This is a genomic window from Arthrobacter sp. R4-81, from assembly GCF_054792365.1.
Map to the genome: position 1 here is coordinate 4198554 of NZ_CP096445.1, position 23765 is coordinate 4222318.

The 23765-nt window shown below is 61.6% G+C and carries 22 protein-coding genes and 1 pseudogene; 13 read left to right on the plus strand and 10 right to left on the minus strand.

What is annotated here, in order from left to right; genetic code table 11:
- Position 1 precedes the first annotated feature (1 nt).
- A complete protein-coding gene (locus M1E05_RS19390; RefSeq protein ID WP_461163931.1) occupies positions 2 to 1216 on the plus strand; it encodes a glycerate kinase in 1215 nt (404 codons plus the stop codon).
- On the opposite strand, the gene M1E05_RS19395 is transcribed toward M1E05_RS19390, so the two are convergent.
- Positions 1198 to 1578, minus strand: a complete 381-nt coding sequence (locus M1E05_RS19395; RefSeq protein ID WP_461163932.1) for a DoxX family protein — start codon at positions 1576 to 1578, stop codon at positions 1198 to 1200. The two genes, M1E05_RS19390 and M1E05_RS19395, sit on opposite strands and share 19 nt — an antisense overlap.
- Positions 1579 to 1696: 118 nt before the next feature.
- On the opposite strand from M1E05_RS19395, the gene M1E05_RS19400 reads away from it, so the two are divergent.
- The 6 genes and pseudogenes from M1E05_RS19400 to M1E05_RS19425 all read left to right on the plus strand — a co-directional run bounded on the left by M1E05_RS19400 (position 1697) and on the right by M1E05_RS19425 (position 10211).
- Positions 1697 to 2191, plus strand: coding sequence for a MarR family winged helix-turn-helix transcriptional regulator (locus M1E05_RS19400; RefSeq protein ID WP_461163933.1), 495 nt, complete (start codon positions 1697 to 1699; stop codon positions 2189 to 2191).
- Between the two features lie 249 nt (positions 2192 to 2440).
- The gene (locus tag M1E05_RS19405; RefSeq protein ID WP_461163934.1) at positions 2441 to 4990 is read left to right on the plus strand and encodes a rhamnogalacturonan lyase; all 2550 of its coding nucleotides are present in this window, start codon (positions 2441 to 2443) and stop codon (positions 4988 to 4990) included.
- Between the two features lie 89 nt (positions 4991 to 5079).
- Complete coding sequence (locus tag M1E05_RS19410) at positions 5080 to 5910, plus strand: aldo/keto reductase (RefSeq protein WP_458112969.1); 831 nt, start codon at positions 5080 to 5082, stop codon at positions 5908 to 5910.
- 107 nt (positions 5911 to 6017) lie between these two features.
- The gene (locus M1E05_RS19415; RefSeq protein WP_309105793.1) at positions 6018 to 6281 is read left to right on the plus strand and encodes a GlsB/YeaQ/YmgE family stress response membrane protein; all 264 of its coding nucleotides are present in this window, start codon (positions 6018 to 6020) and stop codon (positions 6279 to 6281) included.
- A 127-nt stretch (positions 6282 to 6408) separates the two neighbouring features.
- Entirely contained in the window at positions 6409 to 6807 is a 399-nt protein-coding gene (locus tag M1E05_RS19420; protein ID WP_458112968.1) for a YtxH domain-containing protein, read from the plus strand.
- 387 nt (positions 6808 to 7194) lie between these two features.
- Positions 7195 to 10211, plus strand: a pseudogene (locus M1E05_RS19425) (alpha-amylase family glycosyl hydrolase).
- Between the two features lie 53 nt (positions 10212 to 10264).
- Here the strand turns inward: M1E05_RS19425 and M1E05_RS19430 are convergent.
- The 7 genes from M1E05_RS19430 to M1E05_RS19460 form a co-directional block, all read right to left on the minus strand.
- A complete protein-coding gene (locus M1E05_RS19430; RefSeq protein WP_458112966.1) occupies positions 10265 to 10906 on the minus strand; it encodes a GntR family transcriptional regulator in 642 nt (213 codons plus the stop codon).
- A 59-nt stretch (positions 10907 to 10965) separates the two neighbouring features.
- Positions 10966 to 11682: a cysteate racemase gene (cuyB, locus tag M1E05_RS19435; protein WP_461163935.1), complete on the minus strand. Its 717-nt coding sequence runs from the start codon at positions 11680 to 11682 to the stop codon at positions 10966 to 10968.
- Positions 11683 to 12065: 383 nt separating this feature from the next.
- Complete coding sequence (locus M1E05_RS19440) at positions 12066 to 12401, minus strand: hypothetical protein (RefSeq protein ID WP_458112964.1); 336 nt, start codon at positions 12399 to 12401, stop codon at positions 12066 to 12068.
- A 48-nt stretch (positions 12402 to 12449) separates the two neighbouring features.
- A complete protein-coding gene (locus tag M1E05_RS19445; RefSeq protein ID WP_461163936.1) occupies positions 12450 to 12692 on the minus strand; it encodes a hypothetical protein in 243 nt (80 codons plus the stop codon).
- A gap of 28 nt (positions 12693 to 12720) precedes the next feature.
- Positions 12721 to 13062, minus strand: a complete 342-nt coding sequence (locus tag M1E05_RS19450) for a hypothetical protein (protein WP_461163937.1) — start codon at positions 13060 to 13062, stop codon at positions 12721 to 12723.
- Positions 13063 to 13113: 51 nt separating this feature from the next.
- On the minus strand, positions 13114 to 13410 hold the full coding sequence (locus M1E05_RS19455; RefSeq protein WP_461163938.1) for a putative quinol monooxygenase: 297 nt from the start codon (positions 13408 to 13410) through the stop codon (positions 13114 to 13116).
- Positions 13411 to 13450: 40 nt separating this feature from the next.
- On the minus strand, positions 13451 to 14467 hold the full coding sequence (locus M1E05_RS19460; protein WP_458114604.1) for a LacI family DNA-binding transcriptional regulator: 1017 nt from the start codon (positions 14465 to 14467) through the stop codon (positions 13451 to 13453).
- 161 nt (positions 14468 to 14628) lie between these two features.
- Between M1E05_RS19460 and M1E05_RS19465 the strand changes: the two genes are divergently transcribed.
- The 5 genes from M1E05_RS19465 to M1E05_RS19485 all read left to right on the plus strand — a co-directional run bounded on the left by M1E05_RS19465 (position 14629) and on the right by M1E05_RS19485 (position 19111).
- Positions 14629 to 15738: a substrate-binding domain-containing protein gene (locus M1E05_RS19465; protein ID WP_458112960.1), complete on the plus strand. Its 1110-nt coding sequence runs from the start codon at positions 14629 to 14631 to the stop codon at positions 15736 to 15738.
- A 2-nt stretch (positions 15739 to 15740) separates the two neighbouring features.
- Positions 15741 to 16787 carry an ABC transporter permease gene (locus M1E05_RS19470; RefSeq protein WP_458112959.1) on the plus strand — a complete coding sequence of 349 codons (1047 nt, stop codon included), beginning with the start codon at positions 15741 to 15743 and terminating at the stop codon, positions 16785 to 16787.
- Positions 16784 to 17578, plus strand: coding sequence for an ATP-binding cassette domain-containing protein (locus M1E05_RS19475; RefSeq protein WP_458112958.1), 795 nt, complete (start codon positions 16784 to 16786; stop codon positions 17576 to 17578). Before M1E05_RS19470 ends, M1E05_RS19475 begins: the two co-directional genes overlap by 4 nt.
- Before the next feature lie 92 nt (positions 17579 to 17670).
- The gene (locus tag M1E05_RS19480; protein WP_458112957.1) at positions 17671 to 18615 is read left to right on the plus strand and encodes a carbohydrate kinase family protein; all 945 of its coding nucleotides are present in this window, start codon (positions 17671 to 17673) and stop codon (positions 18613 to 18615) included.
- A 70-nt stretch (positions 18616 to 18685) separates the two neighbouring features.
- Entirely contained in the window at positions 18686 to 19111 is a 426-nt protein-coding gene (locus M1E05_RS19485) for an SRPBCC family protein (RefSeq protein ID WP_458112956.1), read from the plus strand.
- Positions 19112 to 19132: 21 nt separating this feature from the next.
- On the opposite strand, the gene M1E05_RS19490 is transcribed toward M1E05_RS19485, so the two are convergent.
- Entirely contained in the window at positions 19133 to 20062 is a 930-nt protein-coding gene (locus M1E05_RS19490; RefSeq protein ID WP_461163939.1) for a LysR family transcriptional regulator, read from the minus strand.
- 149 nt (positions 20063 to 20211) lie between these two features.
- Between M1E05_RS19490 and M1E05_RS19495 the strand changes: the two genes are divergently transcribed.
- Positions 20212 to 23151, plus strand: coding sequence for an FAD-binding and (Fe-S)-binding domain-containing protein (locus M1E05_RS19495; RefSeq protein WP_461163940.1), 2940 nt, complete (start codon positions 20212 to 20214; stop codon positions 23149 to 23151).
- Here M1E05_RS19495 and M1E05_RS19500 read toward each other — a convergent pair.
- On the minus strand, positions 23126 to 23749 hold the full coding sequence (locus M1E05_RS19500; protein ID WP_461163941.1) for a DUF1349 domain-containing protein: 624 nt from the start codon (positions 23747 to 23749) through the stop codon (positions 23126 to 23128). The genes M1E05_RS19495 and M1E05_RS19500 overlap by 26 nt on opposite strands.
- Positions 23750 to 23765 lie beyond the last annotated feature (16 nt).

Consider the following 23765-nt stretch of genomic DNA (forward strand, 5'->3'; position numbering starts at 1 on the left):
GATGAACACCGCCCCTATCGTTCAACAGGATCAGGCACACGCTCTGAGGATCCTCATTGCGCCGGATAAGTTCAAGGGTTGTTTGAGCGCGCTTAACGTAGCCGAAGCCCTTAGGGCCGGAATCGATTCCACAGAGACCGATACGCCAGTAACCGTTTCGGTCCTGCCCCTGGCTGACGGCGGAGATGGCAGCGTAGAGGCAGCTGTCCTCGCCGGATCCCGGTCAGTGCCCGTTGAGGTTCGTGATGCTGATGGGCAACCCCGCCTGGCCCGGATCGCCTTCGACGGAATTACCGCCGTCGTCGAAGTGGCCTCCACCTGCGGGTTGAGCACACTGCGCGGCCCCTTGCGTCCGCTCACGTCTTCCAGCCGGGGACTCGGGGAAGCGATCCTGGCTGCCGTAAAGCTCGGGCCAAAACGCCTGGTCGTTGCTCTCGGTGGCAGCGCCAGTACCGACGGCGGTGCGGGCATGCTCGCAGCCCTTGGCGCACAGTTCCGCGACGAACAAGGCCGTCCTGTGGATCCAAGCGGGGGTGAATTGTCGCGAATAGCCGGGGTCGATCTTGGCCAGCTCGTCGACCTCACCGGCATCGAACTCATCGGAGCCAGCGATGTCACCAACCCGCTCCGAGGAGCAAACGGCGCTGCCGCAGTCTTCGGACCGCAAAAAGGGGCTGACGACGGTGCAGTTGCGTCCCTGGAGCGTGGGCTGGACTCGTGGGTCGAGGTTTGCGGTAATCTTCGCGCAATCGACGCACCCGCCCTTGGCGATATGGCCGGCGCTGGGAGCGCCGGCGGCATCGGCTTCGGCCTGCTGCTTCTGGGCGGCTCCCTCGTCTCCGGAGCCGACTACTTCCTTGACCTGCTGCAGTTTTCCAGCCACATCGACGAGTGTGATCTACTGATCACAGGAGAGGGCCGCCTCGACGCACAAACGGCAGGCGGCAAGCTCATATCGACTGTCTGCCGCCGCGCCGGAAGCATTCCCGTGTGGGCAGTAGCCGGGTGCAGCACGCTGGCCGCATCCGAAGCACGGCAGCTTGGGTTGTCAAAGGTCCTCACCCTCCAGGAACTCTCTCCGCAAGACACCTCGCGGGACCCTGCCCTGGCAACCGCAGTCCTCCAAGAGGCCGGGCGGGCCATCGTTAAAGATCTCAACCAGTCACTGTTCAGGCGGATGCTTCCCGTGAACGTTGCCTACGCGGCGAAAGCGTAAGGGCCGAACCGCCCCCAGGCCACTGCGCCTGCCAGAACCAGCAGGACGACGTTGACGATTACCATCTGCGATTCCTTGCGCCGCGCGTGGGTGTTGATGGCTCCGGCCATGATCAAGACCAAGCCCAGCGCGGCCAGGGGCGCCAGGATGGGGGCGATCCCCAGAGCGGCCGGCAGGACCAGGCCAAGAGCAGCAAGAATTTCCAGTCCAGCGATCGCTTTGATGGTCCCCGGGCTGAAGTCCTCCGTCCATCCCATCCCCGAGGCAGCAAGCTTCTCCTTCGGCTGGATGAGCTTCATGGCGCCAGCTGCTAGGAAGGCGAGGGCAAGTACGGACGCGATGATCCAAAGGGTGATATCCATGGTGGTTCCTATCTCTAATTACTTCAATATTTAAGTGAACCTTAGACGTATTAACTTAAATGTGCAAGCAACTAGTACCATCAAAATGGTTAATGCGTGAAGTGATAGTCTTGTTTCTATGGAGATCGCACCGGAACCACGCTGGCTCGACAGCGACGAGCGGCAAGCCTGGATGGCCCTCGTTGCAGTCATGATGAGACTGCCGTCCGCCCTGGACTCCCAGCTTCAGCGTGACGCAGATATCAGCCATTTTGAGTATCAGGTAATGGCCGGATTGTCCGAGTCTCCGGAGCGCACCATCCGCATGAGTGATCTTGCGGCGATCTGTGAAGGCTCGCTTCCCCGGCTCTCCCAGGTTGTTGCCCGTCTGGAAAAGCGCGGCTGGATCCGCCGTTCGCCCGATCCCACTGACGGCCGCTGCACGCTCGCGATCCTCACGGAGGAAGGCTGGGAGAAGGTGGTTCAGACCGCACCCGGCCATGTGGAGGCCGTGCGCGCCCTGGTCATTGACCCCCTGACCAAGGCCCAGAAGCATCAACTGGCCGGCATCGGCCGCCGCATCCTCCACGCCATCGACCCCGACGACGACTGCATGGGGCCGCGCTCGGCCTGACCCGCCTCATTCGAGGACGTTCCCGCCCACTTACCGGCGCCTACAAGGCGTGTCGCAGCCAAACCGCCGTCGAAATTGGTTTCCGGGATGAAGTAACTGGGCTGGAGCGTCAGGAGCAGCAGGCAAGGCACGGCAGCCGGGGGTTCCGGACAGCAGACCAGGAGGCCACGCAACCCTTGACCCGCAGCACGGGCGCTATTACGGTACTGGGGAAGCGTTTTCCCGATTCCGAATTGAAAGGATTCACTGATGAATCCGAGCAAAAAGTCCAAGCGATACCTATCGGTCCTTGCTGCCACCAGCGCCTTAGCCTTGGGCTGCACGGGAGTGCCCGCGAACGCCGTCGAGCCTTCCGCACATGCCACCTCCGGAGTGCAACTGGACTACCTCGACCGCGGCCTGGTGGCTGCCGGCACTTCCGAGGGAGTCTTCCTCAGTTGGCGGCTCCTCGGCCACGAAGCAAGCGGTGCGTCCGCAACAGGCCTGACGGGAACGGACTTCGCCGTATACCGGGACGGCCGAAAAATTACCACCGTCACCGACAGCACCAACTTCCTTGATCCTGCAGGAACAGCCACCTCTAAATACTCGGTTGCAGCCATCAGCGGAGGCGATGAAGTAGACCGCAGCGCTGACGTCACGTCCTGGGCCGGCAACTTCAAGGACCTGCCGCTGAAGAAGCCCGCGGAGGGAATAACGCCCAAAGGTGAGGTTTACACCTACTCCGCGAATGACATGAGCGTGGGCGACGTCGACGGCGACGGGCAGTATGAGTACGTCGTCAAATGGGACCCCTCCAATTCCAAGGACGTCTCGCAGGTTGGTTACACCGGCCCCACCTATGTGGACACCTATACCGCGGACGGAACGCTCCTTCACCGGATCGATCTCGGCGTAAACATCCGCTCCGGCGCGCACTACACCCAACTGCTGGTGAACGACTTCGACGGCGACGGCCGTTCCGAGATGATGTTCAAGACCGCGCCGGGCACCAAGACTGTGTCCTACCAGGATGGAGCGGTCAAGGAAGAACAATTCATCTCGCTTCCCAAGGCAGACCAAGAGGCCGGCTACTCGCATGCCGACGACTATCGCATGAGTGCCGACGACTACTACCGCCATATGGTTGAAACGTTCCAGAACTGGACGGAACACCCCGAAGTGAAGGCTGGCAACTGGCCCTCGACGCTTGAGGAAGCCTTCGGGACGACACCCAAATACCAGTACCCGCTCTCCGAATCCGACGCTGAGGCCCTGACCGACTACTTCATGGACGTCTACGCCCCGTCCCGCAGCTCCAAGAACAACTTGCGGGCCTTTGAAGGCTTTATTGTGTCCGGTCCCGAATATCTGACGGTCTTTGACGGTGCCACAGGCAAAGAATTGCAAACAGTGGCGTACAAACCGGACCGCCACGATGACGGCCTGATGTGGGGCGATTACGCCATGGGCCGGATTGAACCCGGCAACAGGGTGGACCGATTCCTCGCCGGTGTCGCCTATCTGGATGGTAAGAAGCCAGCAGCTGTTTTTGCCCGCGGCTACTACACCCGCACCACCCTCGCCAGCTACACCTGGGACGGCCGGAACATCAGTGAAGTCTGGAACATTGACAGCGGCTGGACTCCCATGACGAATCCCTTCAACGATTCCCCTCACGGCCGCGACGGCACCGATCCGGAATACGGCAAACTGACCACGCAGGGGTTCCATTCGCTGAGCGCCTCCGACGTGGATGGAGATGGCAAGCACGAGATCGTCTACGGCTCCGCAACCATCGACGACGACGGCTCGCTGCTCTACAGCTCCTTCGACCAGCTCCCGGCGGGAAGCGCAGCGCCCGGGGAACAGGCACGCCTCGGCCACGGTGACGCGATGCACGTCACCGACATTGATCCGGACAGGCCCGGCAAGGAAATCTTCACCGTCCATGAAGGCGCTTCTTGGGCGCCCTACGGCTATGCCATGCGTGATGCCGCTACAGGAGAGGTGCTTTTCGGCGCCTACTCGGGGAAGGACACGGGGCGTGGCATGATCGGCGATGTTGATCCCGCCGTCCGAGGCATCGAAAACTGGGCTATCGGGATGCAGTCGGCCGACGGCGATAAGCTGTCGCCGACTGCCACTCCGGGCACCAACATGAGCATCAAGTGGGCCGCGGACATGACAACGCAAATCATCAACGGCTCGGGCGGCCAGACCCCCTCGATTGTGGACTGGAAGCGCGGGACTTTGCTCACCGCCGTCGGCACACGCACCAACAACGGAACCAAAGGTACCCCGTCCCTCGTTGCGGACGTTCTGGGTGACTGGCGCGAGGAACTGCTGGTCCGCACGGCAGACAGTTCAGCTATCCGGATGTATCTCAGCACCGAGGTCACCCAGCACAAGTTGTACACGCTGATGCACGATGCTCAGTACCGCGCGGAGGTAGCACGGCAGAACACCACCTACAACCAGCCTTCCTACACCGGGTTCTACTTCGCGTCCGACATGGACTTCACGAAGGTTCCGTTGCCCTCGCTGTGGACTCCGGGAAGCGTCACCGGCCTGCAGTCCAGGCTCCAAGCCCTCGTTGGATCCGGTGAAGTGAGCGGGCCCGTCGCCAAGCAGCTCTCAGCAGTTCTTCAAACTGCCGTAGCGGCTGTTGCCCGGGGCGATGAAGAGCAGGCGGGACCGGCAGTCGAAAGATTTGTAGCCTTCCTGGACCAGCGGAAACAGACTGATCACGTGTCGGAGAGCGCCCGCGGGACACTGACACATCACGCTTCATCAATTCTGAAGATGCTGGGCAGGTAGGCAGCGAAGCGCAGGTTTGTTTATTCACCCCCGGTTCCCGGAAGGAACCGGGGGTGTGCAAAAGCGATGCCATAGGAGAGACTGCTCAAATGTCACTTTCACCCCTGATTGAGCTCAATGATGGATCCAAAATCCCCCAGTTGGGGTTCGGCACCTGGCCGCTGAATGACGAGGAGGTGGCCGACGCCGTCGTGTCCGCCGTGGAGGCCGGTTACCGGCACATTGATACTGCGGTGAAGTACGGCAACGAGGCGGGAGTCGGCGAAGGTATTCGCAGAAGCGGAATCGACCGCTCCGAGATCTACGTGACCACAAAACTCGACGGCGAATTCCAAGGACAAGAGCGGGCCGTCGAAGGATTGGAGGGTTCACTGGAACGGCTGGGCATGGACTCTGTGGACCTTCTCCTCATCCACTGGCCGCTCCCTCGACGCGGTGAGTTCGTCTCCACTTGGAAGACGTTCGAAATGCTTCAGGCGACGGGGAAAGCCCGCTCCATTGGAGTCTCAAATTTCAAGCCTACGCATCTTGATATTCTCCTCAGCGAAACAACGGTTGTACCTGCCGTCAACCAACTTCAAATCAATCCTGCGATCCCCAGGACCTTCGAACGGTCCTACAACGCGCGGCAGGGGATCCAGGCGGTCGCTTACAGCCCCCTTGGCGCCAGCAGCGAACTCCTTCACGCGCCTGTGCTGGCACGCATTTCGGAAAAACATGGCAAAACTCCTGGGCAGGTGGTGCTCCGTTGGCACGTTCAGCAGGGGCTAGTGGCGATCCCAAAATCGGCGAATCCGCAGCGTATCCGCGAAAATTTCGAGGTATTCGACTTCGAACTCGATGACCGGGATTTCGAGGCTATTGCAACACTGGACGCCGGGCCTGACGCGGGCGTGGACTCTGATATCCAGGGCCACTAAGGCAGCCTGACTGGCAAAAAAATACTAAGCATGATTACTATTGGGGAGAAGGATGAAGCGCACCCGGCAACCCGGGTGCCTCCTTAAGAAGAAGAAGGAACGATAAAATGGGTTTTTTCGCATTTCTGATTCTGGGCCTTATTGCCGGCGCCATCGCTAAGGCAGTCCTCCCCGGGCGTCAGGGTGGTGGCATCTTCATCACGCTGCTGCTGGGTGTTGTTGGGGCCATCCTCGGCGGCTGGATCGGCGGAATGATCTTCGGCACCGGCCTCCAGGAGTTCTTCTCCTTGCAGACGTGGCTGCTGGCCATCGGTGGTGCGCTCATCGTACTGCTGGTCTACGGCATGATCACCAAGCGCTCGCACCGCTAATCACGGTGCGGCCTGAAACCGGCTCCAGGAACCATCCTGGGGCCGGTTTTCTCGCTAAGGCTCAGCATGGCTGATAGCAGCCGCTGGGGCCAGGTACAAAAACCTTCTCACAGAGCAGGAGTACATCATGAAGAAAAAGCTTCTCTTCGGAACAGGGATGGCCGCAGGATACGTTCTCGGTTCACGCTCAGGGCGCGCCGCCTACGAAAAAATCAAGGCGCGGGCCGCAAGTATCTGGGACAGCAAGCCCGTCCAGGACAAAGTTTCGGCGGCCACCGAGGCAGTTAAGGAAAAGGCGCCGGAGGTTACTGACCAATTGACGGAAGCAGCCAGGCGCGCAGGGACGGTCATCAGTTCGGCCATGCACCGGGATGACGGGAAGTCCGGCGGTTCGAACGGGCACAAGTCCGACGGCGGCACAGTCACCGACACCAGTATCCCCGCCCACAGCACCCATCCGGAAACCGCCAACTTGGGCACCTCCAGCGACGAGGGTCCGGCTGTAGATCCCGGCAAGAACATCTAAAACTTGCTATAAGCCACTGGTACGCGAGTGTCTTCTGCGTGAGACCAGCTGGCACTGCGGCCAGCCGGATATCCCCGGCTGGCCGCACGGCTGACTGGCGGCGTTCATCTGCGTCTGATGATCCGCCACGTGAGACTTGATCGCCAGAATATAGGGGCTCCCACAACCGGCTAGGGAATTGCTGGAAATTGTATGTGCAAGCGCTTACAGTGTGAGTTGGCTCTCAGTAGCCGGTCTCCATAACGACGTCGTCTCACTCTGCCCTTCGCTGCAGCAGCGCCGCTAACCGGAAGGATCCCTATTGTGTTTTCCCGCTCCCTGCCCTTCTTGCAGCCCAGACCAAACCGAGTATCCGAGCAAAGGACGGGCATAGCCTTCCGTACGGGGATGACCTTCCTCGTGGCTGCCGCTACTGCTGCTGCCGGCATGAGCACAGCGCATGCCGGGCCGAAATCCGAAGATCCGCAGTCGCCGTCGGGGATCCACTCCCTCAGGGCGCCGGTAACAGACGAACGGTTCTACTTCGTGATGGCGGACCGCTTCAGCAACGGGAATACCCAGAACGACGACGGCGGCCTTGGTCCGGACCCGATGGTGTCCGGGTTCGAACCGACCAAGAAGGGCTTCTACAACGGCGGGGACCTCCAGGGCCTACGGGAACAGATTGACTACATCGAAGGGCTTGGCACAACCTCAATCTGGCTAACCCCCAGCTTCAAGAACAAGGCCGTGCAGCCAGAGGACAAATCGGCCGGATATCACGGCTACTGGATAACGGACTTCACCCAGATTGATCCGCATCTGGGCACCAACGCCGAATTGAAAGCTCTGATCGACGACGCCCATGCCCGCGGCATGAAGGTCTACTTCGACATCATCACCAACCACACTGCAGACGTCATCGGCTACGAGGAAGGCGACCGCACAGCGTACGTCTCCAAGGACGTGGAGCCGTACGTCAACGCCGCCGGGGCGGAGTTCGATGACCGGGATTACGCCGGAACCGGGGAGTTTCCGGAACTGGATCCGGCCACTTCATTTCCCTACACCCCCGAGCTCCAGGCCGGGGAGCAAGACCTGAAGGTCCCGGCGTGGCTCAACGATCCCACGCTGTACCACAACAGGGGTGACACCACCTTCGCCGGGGAGGACGCCTACTACGGCGACTTCTTCGGCCTGGACGATCTGTTTACAGAACACCCCACGGTGGTGAACGGTATGAAGGAGATCTACAAGACGTGGATCCGTGACTTCGGCGTGGACGGCTTCCGGATCGACACCATGAAGCACGTCAATGACGAGTTCTGGCAGGATTTCGGTCCGGATGTGCTCGCCTACGCCAAGGAACAAGGCAAAGACGAGTTCTTCATGTTCGGCGAGGTATTCGATACCACCAAGAGCTTCACCTCCCAGTTCACTACCCGGAACAAAATGCAGGCAGTCCTCGATTTCCCCTTCCAGGAAGCGGCCCGCAACTTCGCTTCACGCAGCCAGGACGCCGCACAATTGGAAAGCTTCTTCGCCGGCGACGACTGGTACACGGACGCCGACTCCAACGTCTATCAGCTGCCCACGTTCCTCGGAAACCACGACATGGGCAGGATCGGCAGCTTCATCAGTGCTGACAACCCGGGTTCGGACGACGCCGAAAAAGTGGCCCGCGACAGCCTCGCGCACGAGCTAATGTACTTCTCGCGCGGCAACCCGGTGATCTACTACGGCGACGAACAGGGCTTCACGGGCCCCGGTGGAGACCAGGATGCCCGGCAGACACTGTTCGCCAGCAAGGTCCCCGAGTACCTTGACGACGACCTCCTGGGCACCGACGCCACCCACAGCACCGACAACTTCAACACCGCCCACCCCCTGTACGGCAAAATCAGCGAACTCGCTGCCCTGACCACTGAACATCCCGCACTCCGCGATGGCGCACACCAGCACCGCTATGCCTCCAAAGGCCCGGGCATCTACGCCTTCTCCCGGATTGGTGCCGAGGATCAGCGCGAATACGTGGTGGCACTGAACAACAGCGAGCAGCCCCAGACGGCCAACGTTCCTACATACGTTGGCAAGCGCACCTTCACGAAGATTTATGGAGACGCCGCCGCAGAGTCCAAGACCGGCCCGGACGGACGGCTCACCGTCACTGTTCCGCCGCTGTCCGCCGTGGTGTACCAGTCCTCAGGCCGCATTCCGCACTCAAAGGCGGCTCCCGGCGTCGTCCTCCAGGAGCCAAAACCCGCGCAAGGCGACAATGGACGCCTTCAGATAGCGGCCGACGTCGACGGTTCCTCGTTCAATGAAGTCACCTTCGAAGCACGGAAGTCCGACGCCGGATGGGAGCGGATCGGCACCGATGACACCGCCCCGTATCAGGTGTTCCATGACGTCGCGGCGCTGGAGACCGGAACCGCCGTGGAGTACCGCGCCGTGGTGCTGGACAACGGAGGCCACTCGTCTACAAGCGAAGTGAAGAGCGGCACTGTTCCTGCTCCGGCCCTGAGCATGCAAAGGCCCGCGGCCGGAAGCAGCGTCCAGGGGAGAGTTGAAGTCAGCGCCGTCGCCAGCCCAGAAAAGGCCGACCATGTGGTGGAATTTGAGCGGAGCATCGACGGTGGGGACTGGACGGCCATCGGCAGCGACAGCTCCTCCCCCGTCTACACGGTGTTCGATGACGTCGCGGCCTTGGGGCTGGCAGACGGAACCGAGCTGAGGTACCGGGCCACCATGGACGCAGCCGGCGCCGGAACAGTGACCAGCGACGTCCGGACCGTAGTGGTCGGCGAGCTCCCGCAACCCGATTCGGTCACCGTGGCCGGCGACCTCAACTCGGCAATGGGCTGTGCCGGGGACTGGCAGGCCGATTGTGGGGCGGCGTTCATGACTCTTGACCCTGCCGACAAGGTCTGGCGCCTCACCATTCCGTCCCTGCCCGCGGGAACTTACCATTACAAGGCCGCGCGCTGAACGGCAGCTGGGATGAGAACTACGGTGCGGGCGGCAGCCTCAACGGTGCCAACATCGTGCTGGAGCATCCAGGTGGTGCCGTCACGTTCCGCTATGACCACAGCACACACATCATTAGCGCCGTCTACGCCTCGCAGCAGCCCGGCGCTGTGGCTGTGGCCGGAAGCCTCGATTCTGAACTGGGGTGCCCCGAGGATTGGATGCCCGGCTGCGACCAGGCCCAGTTGACTTTGGACCCGGCTGATCTGGTGTGGAAACTGGTTGTTCCCGATCTTCCCGCGGGAAGTTACGAGTTCAAGGCAGCGCTCAACCGGTCCTGGGACGTGAATTATGGGGCTGGCGGAGCGCCCGCCGGCGCCAATATCGCCTTCAAACACGACGGCGGACCGGTGACGTTCCGGTATGACCATGTCACCCACGTCATGACGGCCCTCTGACGTTGTAATCCGGCATGCTCCGTCCCCGGCTTCAAGGGAAGATACGGACGGAGCTACGCGGAAAGCTCGTTGGAAGCGAAGAGTCCCCTGATGAGATCGCCGAGGTGTGACCAGTGTTCCCCTGACATGGTGGCCGCCGCTTCGGCGTCGCCTTGTTCACAGACGAGGATGAGTTGGTCGTGGTGATTGATGGTTTCCTCCCCACCCAGGAGGCCGGAGAACTTCCGGTAAAGGATTCTGTGGAGTTGCGGGTGGAGTTGTTCGATGATGCGTTTGATGACAGGGTTTCCGGCGGCATCGATGATCACGCTATGGAACGCGTCGTCCGCGGCCAGGGCCTTGGAGACGTCCTGTTTTTTCACAGCGGCGGCAAAGTTCTTGTTGGCCTGGCGCATCACGTGGAGGTCACGGTCCGTCAGTCGTGGAACCGCCGATTCCATGGCCAGGGAATCGAGTGCCTTGAGAACGGCAAGGTTTGCCGCAATGTCGTCTTGATTTAGCGTCGAGACTCTTGTGTAAACACCCGGCTTGGCCTCTATGAGCCCACTTTCAACGAGTCGGGTGAGGGCTTCGCGCACCGGGGTCCTGCTGAGCCCAAGCATTTCTGCCAGATCGGAGTCTTTGATTTTCTCGCCGGGGGCGAGCTCACCCCGGACAATGGCATCCCGGAGCCGGTCATAAGCTGCGTCGCTCATCTTCGGTCGGTCAACGGTGCTGGTGTGGACTAGCGGCATATTGGACACAGTACTCTGCGTCACCGCTCAGCAAGGACAAGGCGGACCACCGTGACGGCGAGAACTTCCGCGGGATCGATGAACGGCACCGGGATATCGTCGGCCGACAGGCCAACGGGAACCTCCGTGCATCCGGCGATAATTGCCTGGGCCCCAGAGTGGATAAGACCCCGCGCAGCTTGGATGAATAGTGGCCGGGCCGCGCTGGTGTTTCCCGCTTTAATGGCGCGAATGGGGTTCATCACCAGATTCTCCTGGCTGTCAGCTGCGGGCGTGATGACCGAGATGCCCTCCCTGTCGAGCCAGGATTGGTAAAGGCTGGCCTTCTGGGTTCCTGTCGTTGACAGCAGTCCCACCTTTTGAACGGTTGGTGAGAGCTGCCGGACGTACTTTGCCGTCTCTTCAATCATGTGAATGATGGGGATTTCGACCTCCATCTGCACGGCCGCGAGGAAGGCATGCGCCGTGTTGCAGGGAACGGCGAGCATCCCCGCCCCCGCCTCTTTCAGGAGCCTGGCTCCGGCAATGAGGGCCGGTGTTGGGTCCTCACCTCGCGTCAGCAGCGCGTCTGTCCTGTCAGGAATCGTGGGGTCGGACCAGATCAGGACCTGAAGATGCTCCTGATCGCGTGTGGCGGGAGTTGCGTGCACCAGTTTGAGGTAGAAATCGGCCGTCGCTTCAGGACCCATCCCTCCAAGGATCCCCACGACGCTGCGGTGGTGCGAGCTGGCTTTCAATCCGCGATCCCCAATTGGCGGCAGTGAAAAGAAGTGCACGGGAGATGCGTTTTGCGCGGCGGTCCGAGTCTTCATTGGATTCATCTCTAGGGAGCGGTCTGAGTGATATCCAATATATTACATCCCCACTGCTTTGGTATGCAATATATTGCATACTCATTCCACCTGAGGAGGCTTAGCCCACACCTTGGTCAGCAGATCTTGATGACCGCCATGCTCTAGCTGAGCAGCAAAGGCATGGCAGGGGTTCCCCGCGGCAGAATCACAACAACCCTGCCGCTGTCTTGGATGACGCCAAACTGACATCAGTCAGGTAACCGCAAACAAAAAAATGGAGGGCTGGGGTCCGTATAGTGGATCCCAGCCCTCCAATTGCGCCCTTGCTAGGCCGCGCAGGCCTTCTTTAGCTCACTGACGGAGGCTGCGGGAACTTCCTCGCCGGCCTCGGCGATCTGCTTCATGGGGTCTGTGATGTCCGCTGGCACTCCGGCGGTCTCTGCTCCAGCGACCAGGCCGACGAGCAGCTTCTTATCCTCAACGCTGATAAGTCCGTCCTCGATGACCGCGCACACCTGCCCCTTCACTTGGTCGGCAGCAGCGCTGGCCACTTCCGTCACTGCGGAGCTGGCGGCGTTCTGGGCCGCTTCCTGCACCTGGCCGCAACCAACGGCGAGGACTAGAAGCGGGATCGTGGACAGCAAGGCAAGGGAACGTTTCATCCATCCACCCTAACAATGTCCGGCCCGCCGCTTTCAGTCGTTCGTCCGCTAGCGTACGGAAAACCGCCCCTGTCCATTGCGAGCCCTGGGATCGATGGGGTAGCTGAGCTCCTCGAGATAGCTAAGTACACGGTCCGGCGCATAGGTGTAGAAAGTCCACCAGAGGCCTTCCTTCCCTACAATCACCAGGGCGTGGAAGGTGTCCAAGCCCTTCAGCTCTCTATAGACAAGGGTGGCGTCACCCCTGTTCACCTTCCAGGGGCCAAAGAAATGATGCAGCGTTCCCCTCACGGTCCACCTCACAAGAGCTTTGCTCGCGTCAGAAGCGGCGGAGCCAATCCACCGGATAACCAATTTCCTCGAGAGTGAGGAGCACTGACTCCGGATGGAAGGCGCCGATCCTCCAGTCGAGGCGGTGGGCGCCCTCGACAGCTATAGAAGAGGTGAAGAAAGTCCGGGTTTTGTAGATCACCCTAATCTGCGCGCGCTCCAAGCGCCATGGACCCAAAAACCGGCCAAGACCAAACCTCGCATGAAAGTCCAGCCGCTCCGATTTCGCTGTCATCTCGATGAGGGGCCAGGAAGCACCGCACCGTTGATCGTAGAGGCCGACGATGACGCGGCATCCCGCGTCATCTCTTTCTTCCCCCGGAGTCGCCATGGACTCGATCCTAGAGGACAGTTCAAGCTATTTACACAGCTACAAAGGCGGTCAGTCCACAGCGTCCAGCCAGGTCAGCACGGAGCCGTCCTCCTCGATGTGTGCAGCGAGCTCTCCGTTGAACTTTGCACCGTAGTCTGCGGTGATGTGCTCCTGGAACGCGGCATCGTCCGCATAAACCTCAAAGACGAAGTATTCACGTGGATTCGTTTGCCGGGTGTACGGCAGGAAGAGCTGGTTGCCGGGTTCCTGCCGGACTTTTTCGGTGAGTTCGCGCATCATTTCCGCCACCCGCACCTCGCTTCCGGACTTTACCGTGAACTCGGCATAGAGGGTTTTGGTCATCATGTTCTCCTTGGAGGTTTCTGGGTGAGGCAAAGTTGATTTGTCAGAGATGCGGGGCCGGTAAGCCCGGAGGCGCGAGTTCGCCAGACCCCCGGACAATAAGTTCGGAGGGCACCACGTAGGTTTGCGGAGCGGACTGGTCGCCGTCAATACGGGCCAGAATTCTTTCCGCAGCCAGTTTCCCGATCCTTTCCGGGTGCTGTGCAACCACCGTGATTCCGGGGTCCATCATGTCCGCCAGGGCGAAATCGTCGAACCCGACCAAGGCGATCCTCTTATTGGCGTTCAGCTCCTTCAACCCGCGCATCGCCCCGAAAGTGACGAGGTTCTGGCTCGAGAAAATGGCTGTGGGGGGATCGTCAGAACCAACCAGCTCACGTGTTGCCTGCCGGGCAGACTCCTCGTCGTGGAGGCCCTCGCGGATGGGAACAGCGGACGTCGCGATGCCCGCCGCAGCCAGAGATTCCAGAAATCCCCGACGACGTTCGCGTGCCGTCTGGATGTCCGTCCGGTCTCCGAGGTAAGCAAGTTTCCGGTGCCCCCGGCTGATCAGATGGGCTGCTGCCTTTGCGGCTCCCGCAGCGTTATCTGTAACCACGGCGTCCGCCTCAACGCCTACTGGTTCCCGGTCAATGAAGACGGTGGGCAGGTCCCTGGAGTGTTCCGGAATAACGTAGGCCTGGCTCCGGGCGATGGGCGTCAGCACCAACCCGTCCACGCGCCTGCCCAGGAAGGCCGCCACCAGGGCCTTTTCGCGTTCGGGGTCGTCGTCCAAGCTGGCGGCGAATACAGCGATGCCCCGCACTGACAAGGCATCTTCCATGGCCCGGTGGATCTCACTGCTGAAGGGGTTGGAGACGCTCGGCAGCAGCAGCCCCACGGAGAGGGTCTGCCGTCCGGACCTGCGCAGGCTTCCTGCGGCCATGTCCAACTGGTAGTTCAGCTGCTGGGACGCACCGACGACGCGCAGCCGGGTGGCCTCGGAGACACCCGGCTCGTTATTCATGACGCGCGAGACAGTCTTTATTCCGACGCCGGCCAGCGCCGCAACGTGTCGCATCGTGGGCCGGCTCTTCCCCACTTCAGCTTGGTAACGATTAGACATCGTTGTCACAACCTCGTCCTTCATCATCGACTTTCCCTTGACTCTACCCTGTGATCCTGATTACATGAGGGCTGACAACGTTGTCATGACACCACGCCTCAAACCCAGGAGATTCAATGTTGAGTTCCAAAGCTCCGCGTTCAGCCGCCATCCGTACGCTTGCCGCAGGCGCCGTCCTGACGCTCGCCACCCTTAGCCTCAGTGCCTGCGGAGGGAGCTCAACAGCCACTTCCACCGACGGTTCAGAGAAAATTGGCGTCTCGCTCATCGTGAAGACCACCAGCAACCCCTTCTTCGTCTCCATGCAGGACGGCGCCAAAAAGGCCGCCGAAGCAGACGGCGTCGACCTGAAACTTGCGGCCGGCAAGGCCGACGGTGACGAGGACACCCAGATCCAGGCCATCGAAAACGCCATCTCCAAGGGCGACAAGGGCATCCTCATCACCCCCAACGGCCCCGCAGTTGTTGACGCGCTGAAGAAGGCCAAGGACGCCGGGCTGTTCGTCATCGCCCTGGACACGCCGCCGGACCCCGCCGACGCCGCTGACATCACCTTCGCGACCGACAACTTCGCGGCAGGCGAGCTGATCGGCAAGTGGACGGCGGCTCAGCTGGGCGGCAAGAAGGCCACCATCGCACTGCTTGACCTCTTTGACGACAAGGTGGTGTCCGTCGACTACAACCGCGACCAGGGATTCCTGTCCGGCCTTGGAGTAGACACCGCTGATGCGAAGAAGAACGGCGACGAAGCCAAGACCGGCAAGTACACCGGCGGCAAGGGCGGGGAGTACGAAATCGTCGGAAGCCAGGCCACCCAGGGCGCCGAGGACGGCGGACGTACGGGTATGGAAAACCTGCTCTCCAAGAACCCGAACATCAACGTCGTGTACACCATCAACGAACCTGCCGCAGCCGGTGCCTTCGAAGCACTGAAGTCGGCCGGCAAGGAAAAGGACGTCCTGATCGTTTCCGTTGACGGTGGCTGCGCCGGCGTGGACAACGTCAAAACCGGCGTCATTGGAGCCACTGCCCAGCAGTACCCGGTAAAGATGGCAGAACTGGGCGTCAAGGCCATCGTTGAACTCGCGAAAACAGGCAAGAAGCCGGCCAACTCCGAAGGCCTGGACTTCTACAACACAGGCGTTGAGCTGGTTACGGACAAGCCTGCCGATGGCGTCAAGAGCATTACCACCACGGCGGCAACCGACATCTGCTGGGGCAAGTAAGCATGACGCAACAACAGACCGCAGGCCCCCCTGCTACAGGACGCACAGACCTGGCTGAGGAATTCCTTGACCGCCAGACCACGCTCAGCCGAATCAGGAACGTCCTCCACCGCTACCCTGCCCTTAGCCCGGCGGTGGTCCTCCTCATCGCAGTGGTGGTATTCGGGCTCCTCAACGACCGGTTCCTCCGCGTCGAGAACCTATCGCTGATCACCCAGCAGGTTGCGGTGGTGGGAACGCTTGCTATCGCGCAGACACTGATCATCCTTACTGCCGGGATCGACCTGTCAGTGGGCGCCGTCATGATCCTCTCCTCCATGGTGGTGGCCCAACTGGCAGTCGGCAGCGGAATTCCGGCCCCGCTGGCACTTCTGCTTGGGCTGGTGATGGGCCTCGGGGCCGGGGCACTGAACGGTTTCCTGGTCACCCGGCTCAAGCTTCCGCCCTTCATCGTCACCCTGGGCACACTGAATATCTTCGTCGCTCTCACCCTTCTTTACTCCAACGGCGCCACTGTCCGTGGGTCCAGCATGCCCGACATGCTGACTTGGACGGGCAGCACGTTCCCTGTTGGCCCTGTGCGCATCTCCATAGGCGTCGTCATGATGCTGCTGCTGTACGTGGCCATGGCGTTCATCCTGGGCAAGACCGCCTGGGGGCGGCACGTGTACGCCGTCGGCGACGACAAGGAAGCCGCACGGCTGGCAGGTATTCCCGTCAACCGCGTCCTGATGAGTGTCTATCTGGCTGCCGGCGCGGTCCTCGCCGTTGGCGCGTGGATCCAGATCGGCCGTACCAATGCCGCGAGCCCCAACGGCGGCGTCGACCTCAACCTTGACTCGATTACCGCCGTCGTTATTGGCGGGACGAGCCTGTTCGGTGGCCGCGGCTCCATCTGGGGATCGCTCCTCGGAGCGCTGATTGTGGGCGTTTTCCGCAACGGCCTGTCCTTGGCCGGGCTCGACGTGCTGTACCAAACCCTGGCTGTCGGCGTCCTCATCATCGTTGCGGTGTCCGTAGACCAGTGGATCCGAAAGGTGAAATCATGACCGCCGCAGATCTCGAGAGCACCGCCACCAAAGTGCGCCAACCCATCATGCAGGCCAGGAACCTGGTCAAGACCTTCGGCAGGGTGGTGGGCCTGGACGGTGTAAGCCTGGACCTCTACCCCGGCGAAGTCCTTGCCATCATCGGCGACAACGGTGCGGGCAAATCAACTCTCATCAAGTGCCTCACTGGAGCGGAGATCCCCGATTCGGGTGAGCTCTTCGTTTCCGGCGAGCAGGTGCATTTCAAGCGGCCCCAGGATGCGCGCGTTCACGGGATTGAAACCGTGTACCAGAACCTGGCCGTATCGCCGGCGCTGGATGTCGCATCCAACCTGTTCCTGGGCCGGGAGGAGCGGTTGGCCGGCCCCCTCGGCACGATCTTCCGGATGCTGGATACCAAGGGCATGCGGCGCAAGGCCAAAGAGGAGCTCACCCGCTTGGGAATCTCCACACTGCAGGATGTCACTGTGCCCGTGGAGAACCTTTCCGGCGGTCAGCGCCAGGCTGTTGCAGTGGCGAGGGCTGCGGCCTTTGGCTCCAAGGTAGTGGTGTTGGATGAGCCGACGGCGGCACTCGGCGTCCGTGAGTCCAACCAGGTGCTCCAGCTCGTCAGGGACCTGCGGGACAGGGGGCTGCCGGTGATTCTGATCAGCCACAACATGCCGCACGTGTTCGACGTGGCCGACAGGATCCATATCCAGCGCCTCGGAAAATGCGCGGCAACCATCACACCCGAGTCACACACCATGACCGACGCCGTGGCCATCATGACCGGCGCTGCCACCGCCTGATCCCGGCGGCAGCCCGATTCCACCCATCCCGTCCTGCACTCCGTCCGCGGACCTGCCAAAGGTCCGCGGACGGCTCCACGAAAGGCCTCCTCATGCCCAGCTCCCCCAGCCCTGCAGGGACCGCAGCATACTCCGACGTCGTAGTTATCGGCGAAGCCCTGATTGATGTTGTCGCCTCTTCCGACGGAACGGTGGAGCACCCCGGCGGGTCGCCGGCGAATGTTGCCTACGGGCTGGGACGCCTCGGAATCAGTACCGCGCTGCTCACGTCAATCGGCGACGACGAACGTGGCTCTGCGATCGAACGGCACCTCGGCAGGGCAGGAGTCGCACTGCTGCCCGGTTCCAAGCATCAGGGGCGTACGGCGTCTGCAACCGCGACGCTCGCCGCAGACGGCTCAGCCCGCTACGAGTTCGACATCAGCTGGGAACTGCAGCCCGTTCCGCCCTCATACCTCCCCAAGGTGATCCACACCGGTTCCATCGCCACCTTCCTGGCCCCTGGCGCAGCCGCGGTCCGGTCCCTGCTGGAGCAGGCCCATCGGGAATGCGTGATCACCTACGACCCTAACATCCGCCCGGCCTTGCTGGGCGGTCAGGCCGAAGCAACAGCCCTGTTCGAGGAACTGGTTCCCCTGACCGACGTCGTCAAGCTAAGCGACGAGGACGCGCAATGGCTCTACCCGCGCAAACGGCTGGAGGAAGCGGCAGCACGCATCCTGCAGCTGGGCGCCGGGCTGGCAGTCATCACCAAGGGTTCGGAAGGTTCGCTTCTGGCAACCCCGGCAACCCAGCTCCACATTCCATCAGTCCCCTCAGTGGTGGCGGACACTATCGGTGCCGGTGACTCCTATATGGCGGCGCTGATCTACGGGCTGCTCTCACGCGGTGTGGACGGGCTTTCATCCGAGGTCCTGGAATCTCTGGGACGCACGGCATCCAAGGCGGCTGCCATCACTGTCCGCAGGGCCGGCGCAAATCCCCCGACGGTTGAAGAGTTGCTTGCCGGGCTGAAGGAGTCAGAGGCAGTCGCCTAGCGGTGGTGCCTCGAGAAGGCTAGGCATAGACTGCCCTTGTCCACCCTTGCCGGAGTCAACAGGACCAGTCATGAAACTCGTGCTCTCGACTGTCATCAACAGGCCTCCAGATGTCGTGTTTGACTTCTTCGCGGTGAACCATGTGGACAACCATCCACGCTGGGATCCACATATGGAACTGCAGCAGGTTTCAGCTGGACCTATTGGCGTGGGCACTCAAATACAACGCCGCCAGACCCGCATGGGCCCTCCCATTGAAGGCACGATGAACATAGTTGAGTTCGAGCCCGCACGCGCCTTCGGCGCTGTAATTGTTGACCAAACGCCCAACGGGCCGTTGGAAATCCATTCCCGGGCGACATTGGATCCCGTCGACGGAAGCGGCACAAAACTGACTTTTCATCTGGACATTCCTGCTATGGACACCTCGCCCGACCCGAGCATGATTGAGAACAGCCTCCGCCGGATCAAGGAACTCATCGAAGCCACTGAATGAGCCTGCCGGCAGGTGCGCCGGTCACGAAGGCCGGTAGCCGCCGTCGTCGTCTTCCACGTGTTCCACGAGCCCACTCCGCAAATGGTCTATGAGGGCGGTAACCCGCCGGGGAGTATGCACCGCGGCGGGGTAGACGGCGTGAATGTCCGCGGCCGGGGTTGGCACATCTGCAAGAACCTGTTGCAGCAGGCCTCGGCGAAGCATCGGGTTCACGTGCCAGGTGGAGCGCATCATCAACCCAAGTCCCTGGAGGCACCAACCGGCAACCACTTCGCCGTCGTCGCTGACCATATTTCCCTTCACCCGGACAGTGTGTTCCCGGCCGTCGGTCCCAAAGCGCCACACCGCATAATCACTGTTGTCCTGGCGCAGGACGATGCAATTGTGCTGTTCCAGGTCAGCAGTCGTCTGTGGGGTCCCGTAGGTTTCGAGATACTGCGGCGAAGCGCAGACCACCCTGCGGCTTTCCGCCAGGCGCGTGAATTTAAGCCGGGAATCCTCCAGGCTGCCCACACGGATCCCGATGTCAAAATGACTCGCAGCTATGTTGAGCGGAAGCGCCGACATCTGCAGGTCGACTGAAACACCCGGGTGCTCACGAATAAACGTACCCAGCAGCGGGGCAATATGGATGCGGCCCAGGCCGACCGTGGAGTGCACAGCAATCCGGCCGCGGAGCTCGCCGTGTTTTGGTGACATTCCTTCCTCAAGATCCGTTTTTTGCTGAAGGATCGCCAGCACCCCGGCCGCATACTGTTCCCCTTCCGGCGTGAGGGTGAGTTTGCGCGTGCTCCTGCGGACCAACTGGACTCCCAGCCGCGATTCCAACTGCGTCAGCCGTCTGCTGACCGAGGGCAGAGATATTCCCCAGATTCTCGCCGCTTCAGTCAGGCTCCTCGAACGGGAAATCTGTTCAAAGAACTCGAGGTCATCCACTGTTGCCAGGTCCATCGTTGCCCTTCTTTCACCGGAAGCAACATTGCCTTACTAATAATGCCAGACTCCGGTGTTTATTAATCCGTAAACTGGTTCGACAGGAAGCACAAAGCGAGTAAGCCTGCCGCCTGGTCCGCCTCGCCCGAAAACGAAAGCTGAACCAGATGAACCGTGCCGGAACTGAAAGCCTCGTGCGAGACCTGGAGCAGGACGGCGTCGAGGTTGATGCCAGCAGCCGCAGGTTGTCGGAGTACTCCTATGACGCCTCGAACTACAAGGTGCGCCCCATGGCTGTGGCCTTTCCCCGCTCCAGCCAGGACGTCGCTGCAGTCATCCGCGCCTGCCGGCGCTACGGCATCCCGCTCACCAGCCGAGGCGGCGGAACCAGCATGGCGGGAAATGCCATCGGAAGCGGAGTCGTTATCGACTTCTCCCGCCACATGTCCAGGCTCCTGCACCTGGACCGCGACTCCCGGACCGTCACAGTCGAGCCAGGCATGGTCCTGACCACGCTGCAGAAACAAGTGCAGGCCGCTACCGGCGGAGCCCTGACTTTTGCCCCGGATCCATCAAGCATGGGCAGGGTGACGGTGGCCGGAGCCATCGGTAACGACGCCTGTGGAAACCACTCCGTCAGATACGGCCGGACCGTAGACCACGTTGTTTCTGTGGACCTGGTGACGGCGTCGGGCCATCTTGTGACTGCCGGGCCTGGTGGGGTGCGTGCCATTGACCAGGCTGACGAGTCCGCCGTCGCGGAAGCTGCGCGCATCGATGCCGGCCTGAAGCAGCTGAGGGACGCGAACCTCGGCCTCCTCCGCACAGAATTCGGTCGCATCGCCCGGCAGGTCTCCGGCTACCAGCTGGCCAACCTCCTCCCCGAGAACGGCTTTGATGCCGCCAAGGCGCTCGCCGGAAGCGAGGGCACCTGCGCTGTCATCGTCTCCGCCACCGTGAAGCTGGTGGATGTTCCTGCCGCGGCACTGCTTGTCTGCCTTGGATACCGCAACGTCGTCGCGGCGGCCACCGATGTGATGGAGATCCTGCGGTTCAACCCCGCGGCCGTCGAAGGCATCGACGACGCCATTGTGCAGACCATGCGTGAGCGGCGTGGTCCGGACTCGGTCGGTGCATTGCCCGACGGTACGGCTTACCTGTACGTGGACCTGGACGGCAGCGATCCAGCGGAGGTGCGGGCCAAGGCGGACGATCTGCTGAGGACGCTGAAGCAGCGTGGCAACGTGGTTGACGGCGTTGTGGTCTCCGATCCTGTGGACAGGGCCAACCTCTGGCGTGTCCGGGAAGACGGAGCAGGGCTGTCCTCGCGACTCGCTGGCGGAGTCCAGTCCTGGGCAGGCTGGGAGGACGCAGCCGTCGCACCGGAAAACCTGGCAGCCTACCTTGGCGACTTCACCCGGCTTCTTGACGAGCATCAGCTCCGGGGCGTGATGTATGGGCATTTCGGCGCCGGCTGCACACACGTCCGGATCACCTTTGACCCCCGGACCGAGTCCGGGAGAGCCGTTATGGATAAATTCCTCCGCGCGGCTGCTGACCTGGTAACCCGCCACGGCGGATCCCTCTCCGGCGAACACGGCGATGGCCGGGCCCGCTCCGCACTTCTCCCCATCATGTACAGCGCGGCAGCGCTGCAAGCCTTCGGCCGCTACAAGGCGGTCTGGGACCCGGACGGGGTCCTTAATTCGGGCATCATCACTGACCCTGCTCCAGTAATGTCCGACCTTGCCCTTGCAGCCGCCCCTGCCCGCGGTTTCCGGACGTCCTTTGCCCTGGAACCGGCCAACTCAGGCCGGGAGGGGTTCACGGATGCCGTCCAGACCTGCATCGGCGTGGGAAGGTGCAGGACCACTTCGGGCGGCGGGGTGATGTGCCCCAGCTATCGAGCGACACGGGACGAAAAGGACTCCACCCGGGCACGGGCGCGGGTTCTCCAGGACATGATCAGCGGATCGGCCAGCGCGAAGGAAGGCTGGAAATCAGAAGACGTGCGGGAATCCCTGGACCTGTGCCTCTCCTGCAAGGCCTGCTCCACCGATTGCCCGGCCGGCGTGGACATGGCCACGTACAAATCCGAGTTCTTCGATCATTACTATGAAGGCCGTTTGCGGCCCATAGCCCACTACACCTTGGGCTGGCTGCCCACCTGGCTGAAAATAACCAGTCGGATCGCTCCGTTGGTGAACGCTGCCCTCGCATCACCGCTGCGGCCCCTCATTGCACGGATCTCCGGCATCACCACCCATCGCAGGATGCCGGACTTCGCCTCCCGGGCGCAGTTGCTGAAGGAGATCGGGAACGAGCCTGCCCGCGGTACCGAAAAAGCTCCAGCCGATACAGTCCTGTTCATCGACAGCTTCACCCGCGGCTTCCGCCCTTCAGTCGCCGGTGCAGCCAAGCGCGTACTCGAAGACGCCCAGCGGACCGTGGAGTGCAGTGCGGACCTGTGCTGCGGCCTCACCTGGATTTCAACAGGACAGCTGGACACAGCCCGCAAGATGCTCACGCGGACGGCAGAGGCATTGGACGACGGCACGGACAGGCCCATAGTTGTCATCGAACCCAGCTGTGCGGCTGCCCTCCGCAAGGACCTGCCGGAACTGGTTCCAACAGAAGCGGCACACCGTGTCGCCAACCGTATTCAGAGCTTTGCCACAGCGGTCATAGAGCAGACCAAAACAGGCTGGCAACCGGCGTCGGTCCCGGCAGCGGTGACCGTCCAGACCCACTGCCATGAGTACGCCGTCTTCGGTTCCGGAACCCAGGCCAATGCGTTGGCCGCGCTGGGCATCACCACGGTCAAGGAAGCCACGGGCTGCTGCGGCGTCGCAGGAAACTTCGGCTTCGAAGCACAGCACTACGACGTAAGCATGGCAGTCGCCGAGCAATCACTCGCCCCGGCTCTGAAGGGAACATCGGACGGAACACCCATCCTGACCGACGGATTCAGCTGCCACATGCAGGTGCGGCAAGTCCTTGATAACCACTCGAACGGTGCCTCCAGCCATCTAGCGGAACTCATCGATCCAGGGAATCAGGTAACGCCGCTTCCGGAGTTGGCTACGAGCCGTCCCTCACCTGAGTGATCGTCTTGGCATCGAAGGCGATATGGCTGAATGTCGCCGTCGTGCCTTCTCCTGAAGGGGACTGCGCCACAAACCCGACTTTCACGGACTCGGGTGCCGGATCTCCCATGGCGAAGTAACGGACCATGTTCCACCGTTCTCCGTCGACGGAAGCGTGGAGCGCGAACGCCGGGCCCAGACGGGAGATCCGCAGGTAGGTCCCCGCCGTGTCGATGGGCCAACTGTCGCAATCATCGGACTTACCGTCGCGGGTCACCACTGAGACCACTCTGGTTGTTCCGCTCGGGTCCAGCTCCGCGCAGATCTTGAACCAGTTCAAAGGGTCCAGGTAGCCAATCAGGACTCCGGAGTCGAAGTCACTCACAAACACAGGGCTCACGAACGCGCTGAGCCGGAAGTCGCCCTTTACCGGCGAGACAAATCTTTCGGCATCAGCTGTGCCTGCGGATCCGGCGGGGTCAAGGAACATGTCTGCGCCCGCATCGGCTGTCAGTGTCAGCATCTGTCCCTGAAGGAGCGGGGCAACCTGCGATTTCGGCCCTTCACCAATCAGGGTGAACGGCAGGGCATCGATGTCCAGTTCTCGGGGGTTCTTCACAGACCAAACCTACCGG